This window comes from Lentzea sp. NPDC051838, from assembly GCF_040681245.1.
In the GTDB taxonomy this organism is placed as follows: Bacteria; Actinomycetota; Actinomycetes; order Mycobacteriales; family Pseudonocardiaceae; genus Lentzea.
The window spans coordinates 1-19,083 of record NZ_JBFAYI010000005.1 but is presented as its reverse complement, the minus strand read 5'-3'; the positions used below and the strand labels follow the sequence as shown (position 1 = coordinate 19,083).

Sequence of the window (19,083 nt, the reverse complement as noted above, 5' to 3'; positions counted from 1 at the left end):
TAGCATAACGACGGGGGCCAACCAGTTCTTCCCGAGGCAGGTAGGGCTGTCCCCACCCTGGACCTCATGGCTAGCCAGATGGTCCCTGACCAGCGGGAACGACACCATGGACAGCATGAGGAAACCGAACGCGCTCGCAGCCGGGTTCTACCTGCTGACCCACCTGGTGACCGGCATCTTCTGGTTCACCCTCACCTTCGTGCTGACCGTGGTCGGGCTGGCGACGGCCGTCCTCTGGGTCGGCTTCCCGATCCTCTGGCTCGCGATGAACGTGGGGCGCGCGGGCGCGTCGATGGAGCGGGCGTGGGTGCGCATGGCGTTGCGCACGGACATCCCCCGGCCGTACCGCCCGAAGATCGAGGGCTCGGCGCTCGAGAAGTGGAAGAACCAGTTCACCGACCCCGCGACGTGGCGCGACCTCGGCTACCTGGCGGTGCTCGTGCCGGTGGCCGCGGTGGAGTACACGTTGTTCGTCGCGATGTGGGCGATCACGCTGGCGTTCGTCGCCGTGCCGTTCTGGATCGACGACGCGCCGTTCGCGGTCATCGTGGGTGAGTTCTGGACGATCGACTCGTTCTACTCGGCGCTGCCGGTCGCGGCGATCGGGCTGGCGCTGGTCCCGTTCGCGGTCATCGGCACCAAGTGGATGGGCGCGCTGCACGGTGCGTTCGCCCGCGCGATGCTCGGCCCGACGCGTGCCGACGCGCTGGCGATCGAGGCGGAACGGCTGCAGTCCAGCCGGGCCCGGGGTGTCGAGGCAGCCGAGGCGGAGCGCCGGCGCATCGAACGCGACCTGCACGACGGCGCGCAGCAACGACTTGTCGCGGTGGCCATGGGTCTGGGCCGGGCGAAGTCCAAAATGGACTCCGATCCCGAGGGCGCCGCGGTGCTGATCGCCGAGGCGCACGCGGACGCGAAGGAAGCCATCCGGGAGCTGCGGGACCTGGCGCGGGGCATCTACCCGTCGGTGCTCGGTGACCGAGGACTCGACGCGGCGCTGTCCGCCCTCGCCGCACGCGTCCCGATCGAGGTCGAGCTCAGCGTCAACGTCGAACCGCGGCCGCCCACAGCGGTCGAGAGCGCCGCGTACTTCACCGTCGGCGAGGCGCTCACGAACATCACCAAGCACTCCGGCGCCACCAGGGCGACCGTCAAGGTCAACCGGGTCGAGACGGGTGTGCTGGTCGAGGTCACCGACAACGGTCGGGGTGGCGCGGAGCTGAAGCCGGGCGGCGGTCTCGCCGGGCTGGCCGACCGCGCCGCCACGATCGACGGTGTGGTTGTCGTCGTCAGCCCCGTTGGTGGGCCGACCGTTATTCGAGCGGAGTTGCCGTGCGCGTGGTGATCGCCGAGGACTCGGTGCTGCTGAGGGAGGGCGTGCAGCGGTTGCTCGCCGACGAGGGCATCGAGACCGTTGCGGCAGTGGAGAACGGCGACGGGCTGCTCGACGCCGTGACCGAGCACAAGCCGGACCTGTGCGTGGTGGACGTGCGGATGCCCCCGACGTTCACGGACGAGGGTCTGCGCGCGGCCATCGAGTGCCGCCGCCGCTATCCGGGACTGCCGGTGCTGGTGCTCTCGCAGTACGTCGAGGAGCGCTACGCCGTGGAGCTGCTCGCGGGCGGTGCCAGCGGCGTCGGCTATCTGCTGAAGGAGCGGGTCGCGGACGTGAAGGAGTTCGTCGACGCGGTGCGCAGGGTCGCTGACGGCGGCACGAGCATCGACCACGAGGTGATCACGCAGCTCATGGTGCGCAGCAAGAAGAGCCCAGTCGACTCGTTGACGCCCCGCGAACGCGAGGTGCTCGGGCTGATGGCACAGGGACTGTCCAACACCGCCATCGCCGCCACGCTCGTGGTGTCCGACGGCGCCGTGGAGAAGCACGTCGGCAACATCTTCGCCAAGCTCGGCCTGGAGCCGTCGAACTCCGAGCACCGCCGGGTGCGCGCTGTCCTCGCCTACCTGGACAGCTGAAGCAAGCGAGCGCCGTTGTCGTGCAGGATCGCCTGCTCGGCGGCGGCGGGAAGGCCCCACCCGCGGATCGCGTCGAGCTGCACCTCGTACGGGTACGGGATGTTCGGGAAGTCGCTGCCGAGCACGACCCGGTCGGCGAGCCCGGCGACCCGCTTCGACCACCCGGCCGGCAACGGCACCATCCGCTCGCTGAACGGCGTGCCGACCATGGTGGTGTCGACGTGGACGTTCTCGTACCGCTCGACCAGGTCCAGCGCTCCTGAGTAGTCCGGCATCCCCGCGTGTGCGATCACCGCGGTCAACGACGGGTGCTTCCTCAGGACGGCCTCGAAGATCCCGAGTCCGGTGTGCTGGCCGGGGTACGGCCCGTCACCGCAGTGCACCACCACGGGCACACCCGCCTCGGTGAGCTGGCCCCAGACGCCGTCCAGCAGGTCGTCGCGCGGGTCGTAGGCGCCGACCTGGACGTGCGACTTGAAGCACCGCGCACCGGCCTCCAACGCCTTCCGCACGTACGCGTCGGCGCCCGGCTCGGCGTAGAACGTGCCCGTCTGGACAGCCTCGGGCACACGGACCGCGAAGTCCGCGACCCACTCGTTCAGCCACTCCGCCATCCCCGGCCGGTGCGGGTAGACCAGCGGCGCGAACGCGGAAACGCCCAGCTCCCGCAGTGCGGTGAGCCGGGCGTTCTCGTCGGTCCTGTACTGGATGAACCAGTCGACACCGGACTCGCGCACGCGGTCGAAGTACGCCCAGACCTTGTCGAGGACGTTCTGCGGCATGAAGTGGACGTGAATGTCCACCAATGCCATCAGTAGCGGCCCTTCAGAGCTCGTCCGTGCGCCTTCGCGATCTCGCGGTTGGCGTCGCGCTTCGCGATGTCCTGGCGCTTGTCGTAGGCCTTCTTGCCCTTCGCGAGGGCGATCTCGACCTTGACGTAGCCGTCCTTGAAGTACATCTGCAGCGGAACGAGCGACAGACCGGACTCCTTGGTCTTGCCGATCAGCCGTTCGATCTCCGCCTTGTGCAGCAAGAGCTTGCGCTTGCGCCGGACCTCGTGGTTCGTCCACGTCCCCGCGACGTACTCCGGGATGTGCAGCGCGTGCAGCCAGATCTCGCCGTCGTCGACCTGGGCGAAGGCGTCCACGAGGGACGCCCGTCCCATGCGCAGGCTCTTCACCTCGGTGCCGACGAGCTGAATGCCCGCCTCGTAGGTGTCCAGAATGGTCCAGTCGTGCCGAGCCTTGCGGTTCGACGCGATGACCTTCTGCCCGCGTTCCTTGACCATGGCGACAACTTTACGTGGTGGTCAAAACTCTTAAAGCCGCACGTAGAGACGCAGTGTCACGTAACCGGTCGTCGCCGAGATGACGATCGCCACGAGGAACAGCCACGGCGAGACTATGAGGATGTCCAGGTACCCGATCGGCGGGATGATGCCCGACTCGGTGAGGTTCCTGGTGATCCGGTCGAGGAAGAACGCCTTGAACAGCACCAGGCCGGCGACCGCGGAGACCGCGCCGATGATGCCCGCGACGACCGCCTCGATGAGGAACGGCAGCTGCGTGTACCACCGGGTCGCACCGACCAGGCGCATGATCCCGACCTCGACGCGCCGCGTGAACGCCGACACCTGGATGGTGTTCGAGATCAGCAGCAGTGCGGCGAACGCCTGGATGAGCGCGAGGATCAGTGCGACGTCGCGCAGGCCGTTGAGGCCCTCGAAGAACCGCTCCAGGAACTTGCCCTGGTCGTCGACGCCCTTGACACCCGGCTTGCCCTCGAAGGCCTGCTTGATGACGTCGGTGCGGTCCGGGTCCTCGAGCTTCACGCGGAAGGTCGCGGGGATGGCCTCCGGCCGCGCGAGCTTGAGCAGCTCGGGCTGGGCCTCGAAGATCCGCTTGAAGCGCTCGAAGCCCTCATCGCGGTTCTGGAACACCACGGTCTCGACGCCGGAGGTCTGCTCCAACTGGGAACGCAGACCGGCACAGGGCTGCTGGGTGCAGTCCTTGTCGTTGGCGCTGACGTCGTTGGTCAGCAGAACGGAGACCTCGAGCTTGCCCGCGTAGTTGGCCTGCATCTTGTCGACCATGCGGACGACGAGCAGGCCACCGCCGAGCAGCCCGAGCGAGATGGCGGTCGTGAGGATCATCGCGATCGTCATCGTGACGTTCCGGCGAAGTCCGGTGACGACCTCGCTGAACACGAAGCTGGTACGCATCGGGGGCGGGGTTCCTTGGGGGTCGGGGGTTAGGGACGCTTAACGGCCAACGCCGTAAACGCCGCGCGCGTCATCACGGACGACCTTGCCGTACGCCAGCTCCACGACGCGGCGGCGCATCGAGTCGACGATGCCGTGGTCGTGGGTGGCCATGATGACCGTCGTGCCGGTGCGGTTGATCCGCTCCAGCAGCAACATGATGTCCTGGCTCGTGTCGGGGTCCAGGTTTCCGGTCGGCTCGTCGGCGATGAGGACCAGCGGGCGGTTCACGAACGCACGGGCGATCGCGACACGCTGCTGCTCACCACCGGACAGCTCGGTCGGGAACCGGTCCTCCTTGCCGTCGAGACCCACCAGCTGCAGCACCTCCGGCACCACCTTGACGATGGTGTTGCGGGGCTTGCCGATGACCTCGAGCGCGAAGGCGACGTTCTCCGCCACCGTCTTCGTGGGCAGAAGACGGAAGTCCTGGAACACGCAGCCGATCGACTGACGCAGGCGGGGGACCCTGCGCCGCGACATCTTGGCGACGTCGAAGTTGGAGACGTAGACGCGTCCCCTGGTCGGCACCTCTTCGCGCAGCAGCAGACGCAGGAACGTCGACTTGCCGGAGCCCGAGGGCCCGATCAGGAAGACGAACTCGCCCTTCTCCATCTCGACGGACACGTCGTCGAGCGCAGGACGCGTGGAGGTCTTGTAGACCTTGGAAACGTGTTCGAGACGAATCACGAGGCGCGAGTCTACTCATGGCCGGGGTAAAGCCCCCGTTCCGGTTAACTTCCGTGCCGGATGGGGGTCAGTCCCACCAGTTGAAGAGGGCCGCGCCGAGCGTGTCCGGACGCCAGTAGCGGATGTCGTTCGCGGACATCTCAGGCCAGGCAGAGGCGTCGAACGGCCCGTCGAGCTCGGCCTTGGCCCAGACCCGGTACTTGGTCTGAGCAGCCAGATCCGTGAGAACGGCCACCAGATCGGGATCGTCGAGGAACTCCAGCGGCAGACAGCTGACGCTCCCCACACCGTTCGGCGGCTCGATGACCCTGGGCTCGGCCAGGGCCATCCGTCCGTAGTAGCGCGTGCCCACCACCGCGACCGTCCGATCGCGGTAGGTGAGCACGCCCTGGTGGAAGTTCGGGGTGTCGTACTTGGCCAGCCTGAACTCGGCCACCTCGCCACCCGTGCGTCGCGCGAACTCGTGGACGAATCCGCGGAACTCGCTTACGCCTGCGACTGCTTGCGCCACCGGATGCCGGCCTCGAGGAAGTCGTCGATCTCGCCGTCCAGCACCGCGGACGGGTTGCCGACCTCGTGCTCGGTCCGCAGGTCCTTGACCATCTGGTACGGGTGCAGCACGTAGGAGCGCATCTGGTTGCCCCAGCTGGAGCCGGAGTCCTTCATCGCGTCCAGCTTCGCCTGCTCCTCCTGACGGCGGCGCTCGAGCAGCTTGGCCTGCAGGACGTTCATGGCCGTGGCCTTGTTCTGCAGCTGCGAGCGCTCGTTCTGGCAGGACACCACGATGCCGGTCGGGATGTGCGTGAGGCGCACCGCCGAGTCGGTCGTGTTGACGCCCTGGCCGCCGGGGCCGGACGAGCGGTAGACGTCGACGCGCAGGTCCTTCTCGTCGATCTCGACGTGGTCGGTCTGCTCGACGACGGGCATGACCTCGACGCCGGCGAACGACGTCTGGCGGCGGCCCTGGTTGTCGAACGGCGAGATGCGCACGAGCCGGTGCGTGCCCTGCTCGACACTCAGCGTGCCGTAGGCGTAGGGGGCGGTGACGCGGAACGTCGCGGACTTGATGCCCGCCTCTTCCGCGTAGGACGTGTCGAACACGTCGACGCCGTAGTTGTGGCGCTCGGCCCAGCGCGAGTACATGCGCAGCAGCATCTCGGCGAAGTCCGCGGCGTCGACGCCACCGGCCTCGGCGCGGATGGTGACCAGCGCGTTGCGCTCGTCGTACTCACCGGAGAGCAGCGTGCGGACTTCCAGCGACGCGATCTCTTCGCGCAGCTTGGCGCGGTCGTTGTCGGCGTCGGCCTGGGCGTCGGCGTCCTCCGCCTCCTCCGCGAGCTCGTAGAGCAGCGGGAGGTCGTCGAGGCGCTCGCGCAGACCCGTGACGCGACGCAGCTCGCCCTGCTTGTGGGAGAGCTGGCTGGTGACCTTCTGCGCCTTCTCCTGGTCGTCCCAGAGGTCGGGCTTCGCCGCCTGCTCCTCCAGGTCCGCGACAGCGGCGCGCAACCCATCGAGGTCCATCACCGCCTCGATGCTCGAGAGCGTGGCGGAGAGGTCCTTGATGTCTGCTTCGACGTCCGGGTTCACGCAAAAAGATTACGCCAGCACCGGTCACTGTTCGCGACCGGTGCTTCGCTGGCGCTTCTCTCAGGCCGTGGGGATGGCGTCCAGAAGCTTCAGAACCGCCTTCGCGTGAGCGAGACCGAACTCGGCCACCGCCTTGGCGTAGGGGTCCTCCGCCGTCTTCGCCGCGCTCTTCGCGCTCTCCTGCTCCTGACCGTACGCCGAGCGTGCGGTCGTGATCAGGGACTCGCGCTGCTTCGCGGTCAGCGAGCCGGCGTGCACGAGGCGCAGGATGAGCGGGCTGCGGAGGTGGTCCGGGCCGGGCTCGGACAGCAGCCAGTTCTTGAAGGCCTTCTTGCCCGCCGCCGTCAGCACGTACTGCTGGCTCGACCGCGGTCCTTGCTTACCTAGGCGCAGCAGGCCTTGGTCAGCCAGCGCGGGCAGCTCGCGGTACACCTGGCTGCGGGTGACGCTGAAGAACGCGCCGAAGCGGTCTCCTGCCTCCGCAACCAACTGGCCACCGGTCTTGGGTCCGTCGTGCAGCAGCCCGAGCAGGGCGGCTGCGGTCGCATTCAGGTCTGACACAACGACAACGTTCCCACGTCTGGGGGAAGCTGTCCACAATGGTCAGCCGTTCTGTCCACAGTGGCTGATCACCGGGCTAGTCTGATGGGCCATGCGGAGCAACGAAAAGTCTCGCTCCGTAAGCGGCAGTTTTCGTAGCTCACGCGTTTGGCCGCTTGACCGTCCGTGTCCATCCCGGATGGAAAAAGCCTTTCGCAGAAACGAAAGTCACCCGATCTCACTCGATCGGCGGTACGACTCTCACCGGCCGGAGCCACCCGAATGGACGGACGTGAGCGTTCGTCGCACGACCTGGTGATGTCGGCCCGCACCCCTTTCCCACGCCTGCACAACCGGGAAAATGATCATTGCCAGGCAGGCGCAGCGACACCCACGGAGGTCGGGGACGATGAACATCAAGTGGCTGGACCACAAGAAGGTGGCAGCGCACACGGTGGCGTGGATGACCGGAGGCATCCCGGAGCAAGCGGGCAAGGACGAGTGCATGGTCTGCGGCAAGCAGATCCGCAAGCACCGCACGGTCAACGGAGAGGGCCGGATCTGCTCCAGCATGCTGTGCGCCCAGTACTGGGCCGAGAACATGACCTGAAACACACCGGTCACGCTGATCGGGAATAAAGCAGAAGGCCGGAACCAGTTGGTTCCGGCCTTCTGTCTAGTAGCGGGGACAGGATTTGAACCTGCGACCTCTGGGTTATGAGCCCAGCGAGCTACCGAGCTGCTCCACCCCGCGCCGCTGTCTTGCTTGTTCTTTTGTCGTTCTGAGGAGAACTATACACCCTCCACAAACCCTTTTTCACCACCCCCCTCTAACCCGGGTTTCCCCAGGCCAGCAGCCCGATCACCCAACCTGCGGAGATCGCCCGCGATGCCGAAGGCGAGCCGGGCGCGGGGGTCCGGGGGCTTGCCCCCGGCGTGGGGTTTGGGGGCTCGGCCCCCAATGTGAAATGCGAAAAAGCCCTGTCTGCGATCTCCACAGACAGGGCTTTCCCACTTTGTAGCGGGGACAGGATTTGAACCTGCGACCTCTGGGTTATGAGCCCAGCGAGCTACCGAGCTGCTCCACCCCGCGTCGGTAATTAGAACCCTACGCGGGATGGAGCGTGAAAAGCAAATCGGGTGGTCAGCCCGATGGAGTGGGGCTCGGAGCAGCCGACGACTGGCCTGTCGACGGCGCCGAAGGAGCCCCGGTGTTGTACTGCTTGAACCGCTTCGAAGCGTCGTCCAGCTTCTGGTACGCCTGGCCGAGCGCGGTGAAGTCGCTGTTCTGCTGCGCCTTCTTGATGTCCGCCAGCGCCGAGTCGATGTCGTTGATCGCCTTCTGCAGCTCGGGGCTCAGCGCCGTCCCGTTGGCAGGCGGCGTCGACGGCGGCGTGGAGGTCTGGCCGTTGCCGTTGGGGTTGGTCTGCGGCGGCACGACCGAACCGGTGCCGCTCAGCACCTGTTCCAGCGCCTCGCTCAACGTCGACGCGTACCCGACCCGGTCGCCGTACCAGACGAGGACCTTGGACAGCTGCGGGAACGACGTGTTGTTGGACGCGCGCTCGATGTAGACGGGTTCGACGTACAGCAGCGCGCCACCCACGGGAAGTGTGAGCAGGTTGCCGTAGACGACTGTCGTCTTCTGCTGTGCCAGCAGGTTGAGCTCGCGGCTGACGTTGTCCGACGTGAGGAACTGCGTCTGGATCTGCTGCGGGCCCTTGGCGTCGGTGTTGAGCTGGAGCACGTTGATCTTGCCGTAGTTGTCCGGGTCGGACCCCACCGACACGTACGCCGCCATGAACTCCCGGTTCTCGCGCACGAGCGGGCTGGTCAGCTGGAAGCGGACCTTGCTCGAGTCGGTCGGGTCACCGGCGAGGACGTAGAACGGCGGCTGGGCGTCCCTGCGCTTGCTGGCCGCGTCCTGCTGGGCCTGCGCCGTGGTCACGTTGTCGATCGTCGGGTCCTGCGGCGCCGCCCAGTAGGAGACACCGGAGTAGAAGTCCGACGGGGACTGCACGTGGTACTTCGACAGGATCTGCCGCTGCACCTTGAACAGGTCCTCGGGGTAGCGGAAGTGCGACCGCAGCTCGGTCGAGACCTCGCTGTTCGACTTGACGGTGCCGGGGAAGACACCCATCCACGCCTTGAGGACCGGGTCCTTCTCGTCGATCGCGTACAGGTTCACCGTGCCGTCGTAGGCGTCCACAGTGGCCTTGACCGAGTTGCGGATGTAGTTGACGGGCTTGTTGATCTGCGACACGACCACGCCGTCCGCGGTGAGCGAGTCGTTGGTCGCGTCGCTCAACGGGGTGCGCTGCGCGTACGGGTAGTTGTCGAGCGTGGTGTAGCCGTCGACGATCCACGTGATGCGGCCGTTCACCACCGCGGGGTACGGGTCGCTGTCGACGGTCAGCCACGGTGCGACGGCCGACACGCGGTCGCGCGGGGTGCGCTTGAACAGGATCTTCGAGTCGTCCGCGATCGACTGGTTGAAGAGGATGTTCCGCTCGCCGTAGTACGCGGCGAACGCCAGCTTGTTCAGCAGGCTGCCGACCGGGACACCACCGGAACCGGTGTAGGTGTAGGACTTCGCGTCCGTGTCGTACTCGGCCGCCGAACCGGCGGGCCGGCCGCCGACGATCGAGTAGTCGTTGGTGCCGAACAGCTCGCCGTAGTAGGTGCGCGGCTGGTCGACCTTGATGCCGTTGTCGGCGTTGCGGACCGCACCGTCCGGCGCGACCTCACCGGTCTTGAAGTCGGGGTAGCCGCCGTTGGTCTGGTCGGCGTCCGCGTTCACCTTGTTCGCCTCGGCGTAGACGAAGCCGTTGCCGTGCGTGTAGATGAGGTGCTGGTTGATCCAGTCGCGCTGACCCTGCGGCAGGCTGTCGAGCTTGAGCTCGCGGACGGCCACGATGTAGTCGCGCAGCTTCTCGTCCACTTTGTACCGGTCGACGTCGAGCTTGTTCGGGAACCCGTAGAACGGCCGCAGCTGGGTGAACTGCGTGAAGGTCCGCGACAGCACGGCGGGGTCGAGCAGGCGGATGTTGCCCAGGGTCGCCGCGTCGTTGTTCTTGATCTGGTCGTTGGTGACGGTCTGCTTGCCCTCGTAGGGCTTCGTCGAGACCTTGTCGTCCGTCAGTCCGAAGGATTGCCGTGTCGCCTCGATGTTCCGGGTGATCGACTGGGCTTCCTTCTGGATGGCGTTCGGCTTGACCGAGAACTGCTCCAGCACCGCGGGCCACGCCGCGCCGACGAGCACGCTCGACAGCACCAGCAGAACGGTCGCGATGGCGGGCAGCTGCACGTTGCGCATGAACGCGCCCGCGAAGAACGCGATCGCGCAGAACACCGCGATGCACAGCAGGATCAGCTTGGCCGGCAGCACCGCGTTGAGGTCGGTGTAGCTGGCGCCGACGAACTTCTCGTTCTCGTGCAGCAGCAGTTCGTACCGGTCGAAGAAGTACGCGACCGCCTTCAGCAGCACGAACGTGCCGGCGACGAGCGCCAGGTGCAGCCGCGCGGGCCCGGAGAGCTGACCGCCGCGACCGGCCAGCCGGATCCCGCCGAAGAGGTAGTGCGCGATCACCGAGCCGATGAACGACACCGCCGTGATGATGAACAGCCACGACAGCAGCCACTCGTAGAACGGCAGCTTGAACGCGTAGAAGCCGATGTCGTGCCCGAACTGCGGATCGGTCACCCCGAACGGCTGGGCGTTGAGGAAGAGCTGGATCTGCTGCCAGTCCTGCTGCGCCGACGCACCCGCGATCAACCCGACGAACACCGGGATGCCGATCGAGAACAACCGCATCCGCCGCATCACCACGGTGCGGTAGCGCGCCACCGGGTCGTCCGGCCCCGCCACCGGCACGAACACCGGCCGTGCCCGGTACGCGAGCCACAGGTTCAGCCCGACGATGCCGCCGACCACAGCCCCGACGGCCACGAACAGCCCGAGCCGGGTGAGCAGCACTGTGCTGTAGACGTTGCGGAAATTCACCTCGCCGAACCACAGCCAGTTCACGTAGGTGTCGAGCAGCCGCGATCCCGTGATGAGACCGAACAGGAGCACGACACCGACGATGAGCAGGATTCGGCTGCGTCGGGACAGTTTCGGCAGTCCGACTGGAGGCCGTGTGGCCACGAGGCACGCTCCTGGATCGCGGAATTTCAATACGTACGTTTAGTCCAACTCTACGGACGACGCCCTGGGTTCCCGTGAAGTCGGCGGTCTTACGATGACACGCGTGTCAGCGAGTGAAACGCCAGCGGTCATCCTCCCGACGGTCGCCCGCGAGGTAGAGGAGTTCGTAGCGGCAGGCGGCTGGGAGCAGCCTCCGCAACTCTTCGCCCTCGTGGCCACCTCAGACCTCGTAGCGCAGCAACCGGAGCTGGCGGGCCAGCTCGACCCGGAGTCGTCCCCGCTGACCCCGATCGCGCAGGACGCCCTCGATGGAGACCTCGGCGACGCGCTGGCGGGCATCGAGTGGCCCCCGACGGTCACCGGCTGCGCGCTGGCGCAGGAGATCGTGGTGCTGCCCCCGGAGGCCGAAACCGAGCTGAGCCACGGCGAGCTCGACGACGAGGCGGCCCGCAGGTTCGCGGCCGAACACCCGGCCCGCCGCGAGGCCCGCCTGGTGGCGGCCGTGCTGCGCGACGGCTCGGTCTCCTGCGTGCTGCGGCTGCGCGGAACGGTCGAGGTGCCGGAGGAGGTCGTCGAGCACCCGGAGCTCGCGCCCAACCTCACCGACGCCCTGCTCGCCACGCTGCGGCCCTGATCGTCACAGCTCCAGGCTGACACAACCCCGGCACGTGATCGCGCCGGGGTTGTGATCTCGCGTGTTCGCGGGTAGCGGACAGGGAGGATCTCGCCATGAGCGTCGACCTCTGGGCCACCATGCGCACGCCGATCTCCCTCGATGAGCTCGTCGCCGGCGCACGCGAAACGCTGGGGCTGCTCCTCGGGGTCGACAACCCTCCAGGCATCCAGGTCTTCGCGGACCAGCAGTGGGGCGACACCGGTCTCGTGGACGCCGGTCGTCGCCTCGGGGCGGCCGAACAGCGATCCCTGATGGTCTCCGAAGACACACCAGCCGACACGTCGAACCGCCGCTGGCTCGAGTTCGCCACATCGGCGGGCAACGGCGCGTGGGCAGTCGTGTTCGACCACGTCGAGCCCAGCTTCAGGCCGCGCAGGACCTGCGTGGGTGTCGTCACCGCGACCGCGCTCGCCCTGACCACCGCTCGGCTGGGCGGCGGCGAGTTCGTCGACATCAACATCTTCATGCTGGAGCCGCCACAGGACGATCCCGAGAACGTGGTCGAGCGGACGAGGCTGCCCGACCGCGGGACCGATTTCGGCCCGCGGTGCGAGCGGTACATGCGTCAGTTCGCCAACCTGGACGGCTGGCCTCCAGCGGGCTGATCGAGCGTCAGCAGCTCGGCGTCGACTCGCCCTTGTTGAGCGCCTCCAACGACGACACCGCGTCCTTCAGGTTCTCGACCTTGATCAGCTTCAGCCCCTCGGGAGCCTGCTGCTTCGCGTCCGTGCAGTTGGCCGACGGCACCAGGAACGCCGTCGCGCCCGCCTCCTTGGCCGCGACCATCTTGAACGCGATGCCGCCGATCGGCTTGACCGTGCCGTCGCCGGTGATCTCGCCGGTGCCCGCGATGGCCTTGCCGCCGTTGAGCTCGCCCGGCGTCAGCTTGTCGACGATCGCCAGCGCGAAGATCAGGCCGGCGGAGGGGCCGCCCACGTCGGAGAGGCTGATCTTGATCTTGAACGGCACGTCGGAGCGGTCCACCGGGAGGATGCCGATGAAGCCCGCCGGGCGGCCGTCGTCGCGGGTGCCGAGGGTGAGCTGGGTCGACTTCGAGGTGCCGTCCTTCTCGAACGCGACCTCGATGCGGTCGCCCGGCTTGGTGTTCTCCAGGGAGGCGCTCACGTCGGCGGCGGTCTGCACCTGCTTGCCGTTGACCGAGATGATGCGGGCGCCGAGCGGGATGACGTTCTCCGCGGGGCTGCCCTTGGTCACCTGGTTCGCGATGACCTTGCCCGGATAGCCGAGGTAGTGCAGCGCGGCGACCTCGGCGGAGGTCTGCGACTCGCTGAACGCGAGCTCGTTGTTCTTCTGCACCTCCTCCTCCGACTCGCCGGGCTTGAAGAACTCCTCGCGCGGCGCGAGGGCGTAGCGGCCGGACAGCCACAGGCCGAGAGCGCCGAAGAGCGACACGTCGTCGGTGAGCGAGACCGTCGTCATGCGCAGGGCCCCGCTGGTGGGGAAGGTGTTCTGGCCGTCCACCGAGACGACGTCGGCGTCCTTGACCTTGCCGAGCACGTCGTAGGTCGGGCCGGGGCCCAGCGCGACGTACGGGACTCTGGCGAAACCGCCGAGCAGTCCGAGTGCCGCCACCACTAGGAAGCTGACGATCAGCGTCCACGTCCGGCGGGTCAGTCCGCGCTCCCTCGGCGGGGGCGCGGGGGCGGGTGCGGTCGTGACGGTTTCACTCACGGCTGAACAGCGTACGACCATGTGGATCCGCGTACGGTAGAGGCATGAGTGACGTGCCGTTCGGGTTCAGCCCGCACAACCCCGACGACAAGGGCGGGAAGCCGGGAGACAACCCGTTCGACTTCAACCAGCTGGGCAGCATGCTGAGCCAGCTGGGCGCCATGCTGAGCAACGCGGGGTCGTCGAGCGGGCCGGTCAACTACGACCTGGCCAAGCAGATCGCGTTCCAGCAGCTGTCCTCGAACACCACGAAGATCGGGTTCGCCACCGACCAGGCCGGCGCGGTCGCGGACGCGGTGCACCTCGCCGAGATGTGGCTGGACCCGGCGACCTCGCTGCCCGCGGGCACCAACACCACGCGCTCCTGGTCCGCGCAGGACTGGGTGGAGCGCACCCTCCCCACCTGGCAGCGCCTGTGCGACCCGGTCGCGCAGCGCATGTCCGGCGCGTGGGTCGAGGCGATGCCCGCCGAGGCCAAGCAGGCCGCGGGTCCGCTGCTCGCGATGCTCGGCCAGATGGGCGGCATGGCGTTCGGCTCGCAGCTCGGCAACGCGCTGGCGCAGCTCGGCTCCGAGGTCCTCACCTCGACCGACGTCGGCCTGCCGCTCGGCCCCGAGGGCACGGCGGCGCTGCTGCCCGCGAACATCGAGAAGTTCACCGAGGGCCTGGAGCGCCCGGCGTCCGAGGTGATGGTGTTCCTCGCCGCCCGCGAGGCCGCTCACCAGCGACTTTTCACGCACGTGCCGTGGCTGCGGCAGCGGCTGCTCGACACCGTCGAGGAGTTCGCCAAGGGCATCAAGGTCGACACGTCCGCGCTGGAGCAGCTCGCGGGCCAGATCGACCCGTCGAACCCCGCCTCCATCGAGGAGGCCATGGGTTCCGGCCTGCTCGAACCGCAGACCACACCGGAGCAGAAGGCCGCGCTGAACCGCCTGGAAACCCTCCTCGCGCTGGTCGAGGGCTGGGTCGACGTCGTGGTCGACGCCGCCGTGGCAGACCGCCTGCCGGGTGCGCCCGCGCTGCGCGAGACGCTGCGCCGCCGCCGGGCGTCCGGTGGCCCGGCCGAGCAGACGTTCGCGACGCTCGTCGGCCTGGAGCTGCGACCGCGCAAGCTGCGCGCCGCCTCCGCGCTGTGGAAGCTGATCGGCGACCAGCACGGCGTCGAGGTGCGCGACAGCGTGTGGGAGCACGCCGAGCTCGTCCCGACCGCGGAGGACCTGGACGACCCGCTGGAGTTCGCGGAGCGCCTGACGAACACGCGCAACGCCCTCGAGGACCCGATGGCGGAGCTCGAGCGCACGATGCGCGAGGACGGCGACAAGCCCGACGAGAGCTGATCTGCTCTTGAACACGCGCCCGGCGAGGACTTTCCTCGCCGGGCGCGTCGCGTTCAGGGGTCCGGGGACCGGCTGGCGAGCACACCCTCGCCAGTCGTCGTGCTGGTTTTCAGTCTTCCGAGATTCCCCAGCCTGCGGCGGCTGAGAGTCCTTCCAGATAGCCCATGGCCCGGTCGGTCTTCGGGTAGCGGTGCACCCACTCCCAGAAGTCCTTGCCGTGCCCTGGCACGAGCAGGTGCGCGAGCTCGTGCACCAGCACGTAGTCGAGCACCCACGGCGGCACCTCACGCAGACGCTCGGACACGCGGATCGTGCCCTCGGTCGGCGTGCAGGACGCCCAGCGCGTGCGCATGGGCGGCACCCAGCGCACGCTGACGGGATCGGCGAGCGAGTCCAGGTACCGCGCCGACAGCTCGGCACAGCGCGCCATGAGCGCCTCGTCCGACGTTCGCGCAGGGGATCTCCTGCGCGTCTCGCTGCGCTGGAGGCGGCTCAACATCTCCGCCACCCAGTGCTTCTCTTCCCCCTTGGTCATCCGCGCCGGCAGCAGGACGACAACGGTGTCGCCCTCCCGGTACGCGCTGACCATGCGGCGGCGCCGGGGGCTCCGCCGCACCTCCACCCGAGGTTCGGCCATGCAGTCACCGTAAACGTCGGCACCGACAATTTTCGGCCCCCAACCGGCCGCACGCGGACACCCGGCGGGTGAAGTTCCACCGAACGGCGGCTGGACACGCGCGGATGAACCTGCGCGGATTCGCCGCCTCGCCCAGGTACCGTCGCGCCAAGGTCCCCGAGTGTGTCCGCACTCACAACTGCAAGGGAGGGGCTGTGGCCGAGACCTACAACGGCTACTGCGTCAAGTGTCGGGAGAAGCGCGACTTCGACGGGAAGGTCGAGGAAACCAACGGCCGGCGCATGGCGAAGGGCACCTGCCCTGTCTGCGGCACGAAGATGACGCGAATCCTCGGCAAGGCCAAGGTTTGACGTTTCCGCTGGCAGGGGGCCTCGCCCCCTGCCAGTCTGTCCCCCGTGGAGACAAGACCTCGCGTGCGTGCAGGACTGGCCGTGGTTCGCCGCGGACCGGGTGTCGTACAAGTCGGCACCGACCCGAAGCACGCCGTGGTGATCGACTCGCTGCCCGAGGCGCTCATCGACGCGCTGATCACTCTCGACGGCCGCCACACCGTCGCTGAACTGGGTGAAAGACTGAAAACCCGAGGCGAGAACCCGGACCAGCTGAGCGACGTGCTCGCGTCGCTCGAAGAGGCGGGTCTGCTCGACACCGGGTGGCCCGCGAGGGGCGGGACGGCCGCCGTCCACGGCGACGGACACCTTGCACTCTCAATTACTTCGCTTCTAGCTGAATCAAGCGTGCAGCTGGCCCACAACGCGGATCTGACCGTGTTGGCCGCGACGCTCGTCCCCGATCCGAACGTCGTGAACACGCTGATGGCGTTCCGCACACCGCATATGCCCGTGCGCGTGCGTGAGGGCGTGGGCATCGTCGGGCCGTTGGTGCTCCCCGGCCGTTCCTCGTGCTTGAACTGCGCCGACCTGCACCGCGCCGACCAAGATCCCGCCTGGCCCGTCATCGCCGCGCAGCTGGTGGGCAAACCGGCGTCCACTGACGTGCTGTTCGCGTCGGGCACGGCAGCGCTGGCCGTGGCGCAGGTCCTGGAGTCGTTGATCTACCTCAGGGGCCGTGACCTGGCCCCGCCGCCCGTGCTCAACGCCACCCTCGAGCTGGACCTCGTGACTGGTGTTGCTGAGAGGCGAAGCTGGTATCCGCACCCTGACTGTCAGTGCGCCGCACATAACATGGCCGAGTGACCGAGATTCCGCGCAAGGCCGTGCAGCGCACCGCCAAGCTGGCCAGCCTTCCGCTCGGAGTGGCGGGCCGGGTGGTGGGCGGCTGGGGGAAGCGACTGACCGGACGCGCGGCCGACGAGGTCAACGCCGAGGTGACGGCCAAGACGGCGGAACAGGTCTTCGCGGTGCTCGGCCAGCTCAAGGGCGGCGCGATGAAGTTCGGCCAGGCGCTGAGCGTCTTCGAGGCGGCGGTCCCGGACGAGCTCGCCGCCCCGTACCGCGAGGCGCTGACCAAGCTGCAGACCGCGGCGCCGCCGATGCCCGCCCGCACCACCCACCGCGTGCTGGCCGAACAGCTCGGCGCGTCCTGGACGAAGCGCTTCAAGGAGTTCGACGACTCACCCGCCGCCTCGGCGTCCATCGGCCAGGTGCACAGCGCGGTGTGGCACGACGGCCGCGACGTGGCGGTGAAGGTCCAGTACCCCGGCGCCGACGAGGCCCTGCGTGCGGACCTGAAGCAGCTGCTGCGGTTCAGCCGCCTGCTGCAGGCGATCATGCCCGGCACCGACGTGCGCCCGCTGCTGGAGGAGCTGCGCGACCGGTACCTGGAGGAGCTCGACTACCGCGACGAGGCCGCCAACCAGCGCGCCTTCGCCAAGGCCTTCGAGAACGACGAGCACGTCCTGGTCCCGCGCGTGGTCGCCTCGTCGCCGAAGGTCATGGTGACCGAGTGGACCTCCGGCGTCGGCTTGTCGCACATCATCCGCGAGGGCTCGGTTCCGGACCGCGACCTGGCAGGCCAGCGTCTGGCCGAGTTCCACTTCTCGGCCCCCTCGCGCTCGGGCCTGCTGCACGCCGACCCGCACCCAGGCAACTTCATGCTGGGCGACGACGGCCGCCTGCGCGTGATCGACTTCGGCGCCGTGGCCCGCCTCCCCGACGGCCTCCCGAAAACCCTGGGCCTGATGACCCGCCTGGCCCTGGACGGCCGTTCCGCGGACCTCGTCGAACTCCTGCGCACCGAGAACTTCATCCGCGAGGGCATGTCCCTGCACGGCGAGGACGTACTCGGCTACCTGGCCCCGTTCGTAGAGCCCCTGCGCACGGAGTCCTTCCACTTCACCCGCCGCTGGCTCCAGTCCCAAGCCGAACGAGTGGGCGACCTCCGCAGCCCGGACTCGCAAACGGGCCGCTCCCTCAACCTGCCACCTCAATACCTCCTGATTCACCGCGTGACATTGGGCGCGACGGGCATTCTCTGCCAGTTGGACGCCCACGTAACCGCACGCGAAATCGTCGCCCGCTGGCAACCAGGATTCGACGACTAACTCGTCCGAGTGAACCCACCCCAAGTTATCCACAGGTTGACGCTCACCCCGATTTCCAGGTCCTCGGCTGCGCCAACATGGACCACATGCCCCCCATCGCAACCACCGCCGACCTGCACAAATCCGGACTCTCCCTGCGCGAGATCCGCCGCCACTGCACGCCCTCCGGCCCCTGGCAACAGCTCCTCCCAGGCGTAGTCCTGCAAAAGCCGACACCCCCAACCCGCCTGGACCGCCTCCGCGCAGTCCTCTTCTTCGCGGGCCCGTCATCGGTGATCACAGGCGCCGACGCCCTTTCCCGACAAGGCGCCTCACTACCTCTCCCCCGGCACATTCACGTGCTGGCAGGAACGAACACACGCAGATCCCACCCCTCAATTCTCCTAGAACGCACCAACCGCCCACCAGCAGTCGTAGAACAGCACGGCCTCCGCCTGGCCGCACCACCCAGAGCCGCCCTGGACCTGGCCCGCCGCTCAACAAACCCACGAGAAATAGTCGCCATCCTCGACGCGGTGATCGACGCCCGCCTGTGCTCGCCCACCGATCTCCACAGGGAGCTGAACCACAGCAGCCGCCGAGGAACAGCCCTGGTCAGACAGGCCTTACACCACCTCCACCCAGTCAGGCACACAAGCCAAAACCCAGACCCCTAACACAGCCAGGCCAAGGCAAGCCCGCCCAATGCCGCAGGCGAGGCCCGCCCCCAATGGCGAAGCCGAGGGCAGGAGCGAAGGCGAAGCCGAAGCAAGGCGCAATGCCGAAGGCGAGCCGCTTGAGCGACGCCGAAGGCAAGCTGCCCTGGCGACGGCGAAGCCGAGCTGCAGTGGCGATGCCGAAGGCGAGCTGCCCTGGGCGATGCCGAAGGCGAGCTTGCTTTTCCGTGCGCTCCGGTGGATCCCGTCACGAGTCGTGCCTGATCGTTTGCCGCGCTCGGAGGGATGGGTCAAGTCGACACGCTTTTCGTCGACTTGACCCATCCCTCCGAGGGTGGCTCGCTCCGGTACGACTCGTGACGGGATCCACCGGACCGCACCACC

General features: G+C 67.9%; 19 protein-coding genes and 2 tRNA genes. 9 read left to right on the top strand and 12 right to left on the bottom strand.

Translation table 11 applies throughout. From position 1 onward, the window contains the following. Window positions 1-106 precede the first annotated feature (106 nt). Together AB0M24_RS13760 and AB0M24_RS13755 are read left to right on the top strand one after the other, a co-directional pair. Window positions 107-1,345: a sensor domain-containing protein gene (locus AB0M24_RS13760; protein ID WP_363765811.1), complete on the top strand. Its 1,239-nt coding sequence runs from the start codon at window positions 107-109 to the stop codon at window positions 1,343-1,345. Beyond that, window positions 1,333-1,974, top strand: coding sequence for a response regulator transcription factor (locus AB0M24_RS13755; protein ID WP_030470389.1), 642 nt, complete (start codon window positions 1,333-1,335; stop codon window positions 1,972-1,974). The genes AB0M24_RS13760 and AB0M24_RS13755 overlap by 13 nt, the downstream gene beginning before the upstream one ends. On the opposite strand, the gene AB0M24_RS13750 is transcribed toward AB0M24_RS13755, so the two are convergent. The 7 genes from AB0M24_RS13750 to AB0M24_RS13720 all read right to left on the bottom strand — a co-directional run bounded on the left by AB0M24_RS13750 (window position 1,959) and on the right by AB0M24_RS13720 (window position 7,072). After that, window positions 1,959-2,786, bottom strand: a complete 828-nt coding sequence (locus AB0M24_RS13750; protein ID WP_363765807.1) for an amidohydrolase family protein — start codon at window positions 2,784-2,786, stop codon at window positions 1,959-1,961. The two genes, AB0M24_RS13755 and AB0M24_RS13750, sit on opposite strands and share 16 nt — an antisense overlap. Further along, window positions 2,786-3,262 carry an SsrA-binding protein SmpB gene (gene smpB / locus AB0M24_RS13745; RefSeq protein ID WP_363765804.1) on the bottom strand — a complete coding sequence of 159 codons (477 nt, stop codon included), beginning with the start codon at window positions 3,260-3,262 and terminating at the stop codon, window positions 2,786-2,788. Before smpB ends, AB0M24_RS13750 begins: the two co-directional genes overlap by 1 nt. Window positions 3,263-3,292: 30 nt before the next feature. Further along, window positions 3,293-4,195, bottom strand: coding sequence for a permease-like cell division protein FtsX (gene ftsX, locus AB0M24_RS13740; protein ID WP_189255773.1), 903 nt, complete (start codon window positions 4,193-4,195; stop codon window positions 3,293-3,295). Window positions 4,196-4,234: 39 nt separating this feature from the next. Continuing rightward, window positions 4,235-4,924 (bottom strand): cell division ATP-binding protein FtsE, encoded by a 690-nt coding sequence (gene ftsE, locus AB0M24_RS13735; protein WP_086666930.1) that lies wholly within the window; start codon window positions 4,922-4,924, stop codon window positions 4,235-4,237. A gap of 67 nt (window positions 4,925-4,991) precedes the next feature. After that, window positions 4,992-5,360, bottom strand: coding sequence for a hypothetical protein (locus tag AB0M24_RS13730; protein ID WP_363765800.1), 369 nt, complete (start codon window positions 5,358-5,360; stop codon window positions 4,992-4,994). A gap of 50 nt (window positions 5,361-5,410) precedes the next feature. Then, a complete protein-coding gene (prfB, locus tag AB0M24_RS13725; RefSeq protein WP_363765797.1) occupies window positions 5,411-6,511 on the bottom strand; it encodes a peptide chain release factor 2 in 1,101 nt (366 codons plus the stop codon). 60 nt (window positions 6,512-6,571) lie between these two features. Continuing rightward, window positions 6,572-7,072, bottom strand: a complete 501-nt coding sequence (locus AB0M24_RS13720; protein ID WP_086666928.1) for a helix-turn-helix transcriptional regulator — start codon at window positions 7,070-7,072, stop codon at window positions 6,572-6,574. Window positions 7,073-7,460: 388 nt separating this feature from the next. Here AB0M24_RS13720 and AB0M24_RS13715 point away from each other — a divergent pair, with 388 nt between their 5' ends. Further along, window positions 7,461-7,661, top strand: a complete 201-nt coding sequence (locus AB0M24_RS13715) for a hypothetical protein (protein WP_030470381.1) — start codon at window positions 7,461-7,463, stop codon at window positions 7,659-7,661. Window positions 7,662-7,731: 70 nt separating this feature from the next. On the opposite strand, the gene AB0M24_RS13710 is transcribed toward AB0M24_RS13715, so the two are convergent. From AB0M24_RS13710 to AB0M24_RS13700, 3 genes are all read right to left on the bottom strand, one after another. Continuing rightward, window positions 7,732-7,805: transfer RNA gene (locus tag AB0M24_RS13710), tRNA-Met, on the bottom strand. A gap of 265 nt (window positions 7,806-8,070) precedes the next feature. After that, window positions 8,071-8,144: transfer RNA gene (locus AB0M24_RS13705), tRNA-Met, on the bottom strand. 51 nt (window positions 8,145-8,195) lie between these two features. Then, entirely contained in the window at window positions 8,196-11,198 is a 3,003-nt protein-coding gene (locus tag AB0M24_RS13700; protein ID WP_363765794.1) for a UPF0182 family protein, read from the bottom strand. Between the two features lie 94 nt (window positions 11,199-11,292). Between AB0M24_RS13700 and AB0M24_RS13695 the strand changes: the two genes are divergently transcribed. Then, window positions 11,293-11,832, top strand: a complete 540-nt coding sequence (locus tag AB0M24_RS13695) for a PPA1309 family protein (RefSeq protein ID WP_363765791.1) — start codon at window positions 11,293-11,295, stop codon at window positions 11,830-11,832. A 95-nt stretch (window positions 11,833-11,927) separates the two neighbouring features. Next, window positions 11,928-12,479: a hypothetical protein gene (locus AB0M24_RS13690; protein WP_363765788.1), complete on the top strand. Its 552-nt coding sequence runs from the start codon at window positions 11,928-11,930 to the stop codon at window positions 12,477-12,479. A gap of 7 nt (window positions 12,480-12,486) precedes the next feature. Here AB0M24_RS13690 and AB0M24_RS13685 read toward each other — a convergent pair whose 3' ends face one another. Beyond that, window positions 12,487-13,566 (bottom strand): PDZ domain-containing protein, encoded by a 1,080-nt coding sequence (locus AB0M24_RS13685; protein WP_363765785.1) that lies wholly within the window; start codon window positions 13,564-13,566, stop codon window positions 12,487-12,489. 44 nt (window positions 13,567-13,610) lie between these two features. Here AB0M24_RS13685 and AB0M24_RS13680 point away from each other — a divergent pair, with 44 nt between their 5' ends. Next, complete coding sequence (locus tag AB0M24_RS13680; protein WP_363765782.1) at window positions 13,611-14,903, top strand: zinc-dependent metalloprotease; 1,293 nt, start codon at window positions 13,611-13,613, stop codon at window positions 14,901-14,903. Window positions 14,904-15,012: 109 nt separating this feature from the next. Here AB0M24_RS13680 and AB0M24_RS13675 read toward each other — a convergent pair whose 3' ends face one another. After that, window positions 15,013-15,540 carry a M48 family metallopeptidase gene (locus AB0M24_RS13675; RefSeq protein ID WP_363765779.1) on the bottom strand — a complete coding sequence of 176 codons (528 nt, stop codon included), beginning with the start codon at window positions 15,538-15,540 and terminating at the stop codon, window positions 15,013-15,015. A 194-nt stretch (window positions 15,541-15,734) separates the two neighbouring features. On the opposite strand from AB0M24_RS13675, the gene AB0M24_RS13670 reads away from it, so the two are divergent. Genes AB0M24_RS13670 through AB0M24_RS13660 form a run of 3 tightly spaced genes read left to right on the top strand, consistent with a single transcriptional unit; the run spans window position 15,735 to window position 18,043 of the window. Continuing rightward, a complete protein-coding gene (locus tag AB0M24_RS13670) occupies window positions 15,735-15,890 on the top strand; it encodes a DUF5679 domain-containing protein (RefSeq protein WP_166056119.1) in 156 nt (51 codons plus the stop codon). Between the two features lie 45 nt (window positions 15,891-15,935). Further along, complete coding sequence (locus AB0M24_RS13665) at window positions 15,936-16,736, top strand: TOMM precursor leader peptide-binding protein (RefSeq protein ID WP_363765775.1); 801 nt, start codon at window positions 15,936-15,938, stop codon at window positions 16,734-16,736. Next, the gene (locus AB0M24_RS13660; protein WP_363765772.1) at window positions 16,733-18,043 is read left to right on the top strand and encodes an AarF/UbiB family protein; all 1,311 of its coding nucleotides are present in this window, start codon (window positions 16,733-16,735) and stop codon (window positions 18,041-18,043) included. The genes AB0M24_RS13665 and AB0M24_RS13660 overlap by 4 nt, the downstream gene beginning before the upstream one ends. The last annotated feature ends 1,040 nt before the right edge of the window (window positions 18,044-19,083 follow it).

Excerpts from the sequence above, each read along its gene's own strand:
- AB0M24_RS13760 (WP_363765811.1), top strand. The coding sequence starts at position 107 with ATGGACAGCATGAGGAAACCGAACGCGCTCGCAGCCGGGTTCTACCTG.
- AB0M24_RS13750 (WP_363765807.1), bottom strand. The coding sequence starts at position 2,786 with ATGGCATTGGTGGACATTCACGTCCACTTCATGCCGCAGAACGTCCTC.
- smpB (WP_363765804.1), bottom strand. The coding sequence starts at position 3,262 with ATGGTCAAGGAACGCGGGCAGAAGGTCATCGCGTCGAACCGCAAGGCT.
- ftsX (WP_189255773.1), bottom strand. The coding sequence starts at position 4,195 with ATGCGTACCAGCTTCGTGTTCAGCGAGGTCGTCACCGGACTTCGCCGG.
- AB0M24_RS13715 (WP_030470381.1), top strand. The coding sequence starts at position 7,461 with ATGAACATCAAGTGGCTGGACCACAAGAAGGTGGCAGCGCACACGGTG.
- AB0M24_RS13695 (WP_363765791.1), top strand. The coding sequence starts at position 11,293 with ATGACACGCGTGTCAGCGAGTGAAACGCCAGCGGTCATCCTCCCGACG.
- AB0M24_RS13690 (WP_363765788.1), top strand. The coding sequence starts at position 11,928 with ATGAGCGTCGACCTCTGGGCCACCATGCGCACGCCGATCTCCCTCGAT.
- AB0M24_RS13680 (WP_363765782.1), top strand. The coding sequence starts at position 13,611 with ATGAGTGACGTGCCGTTCGGGTTCAGCCCGCACAACCCCGACGACAAG.
- AB0M24_RS13675 (WP_363765779.1), bottom strand. The coding sequence starts at position 15,540 with ATGGCCGAACCTCGGGTGGAGGTGCGGCGGAGCCCCCGGCGCCGCCGC.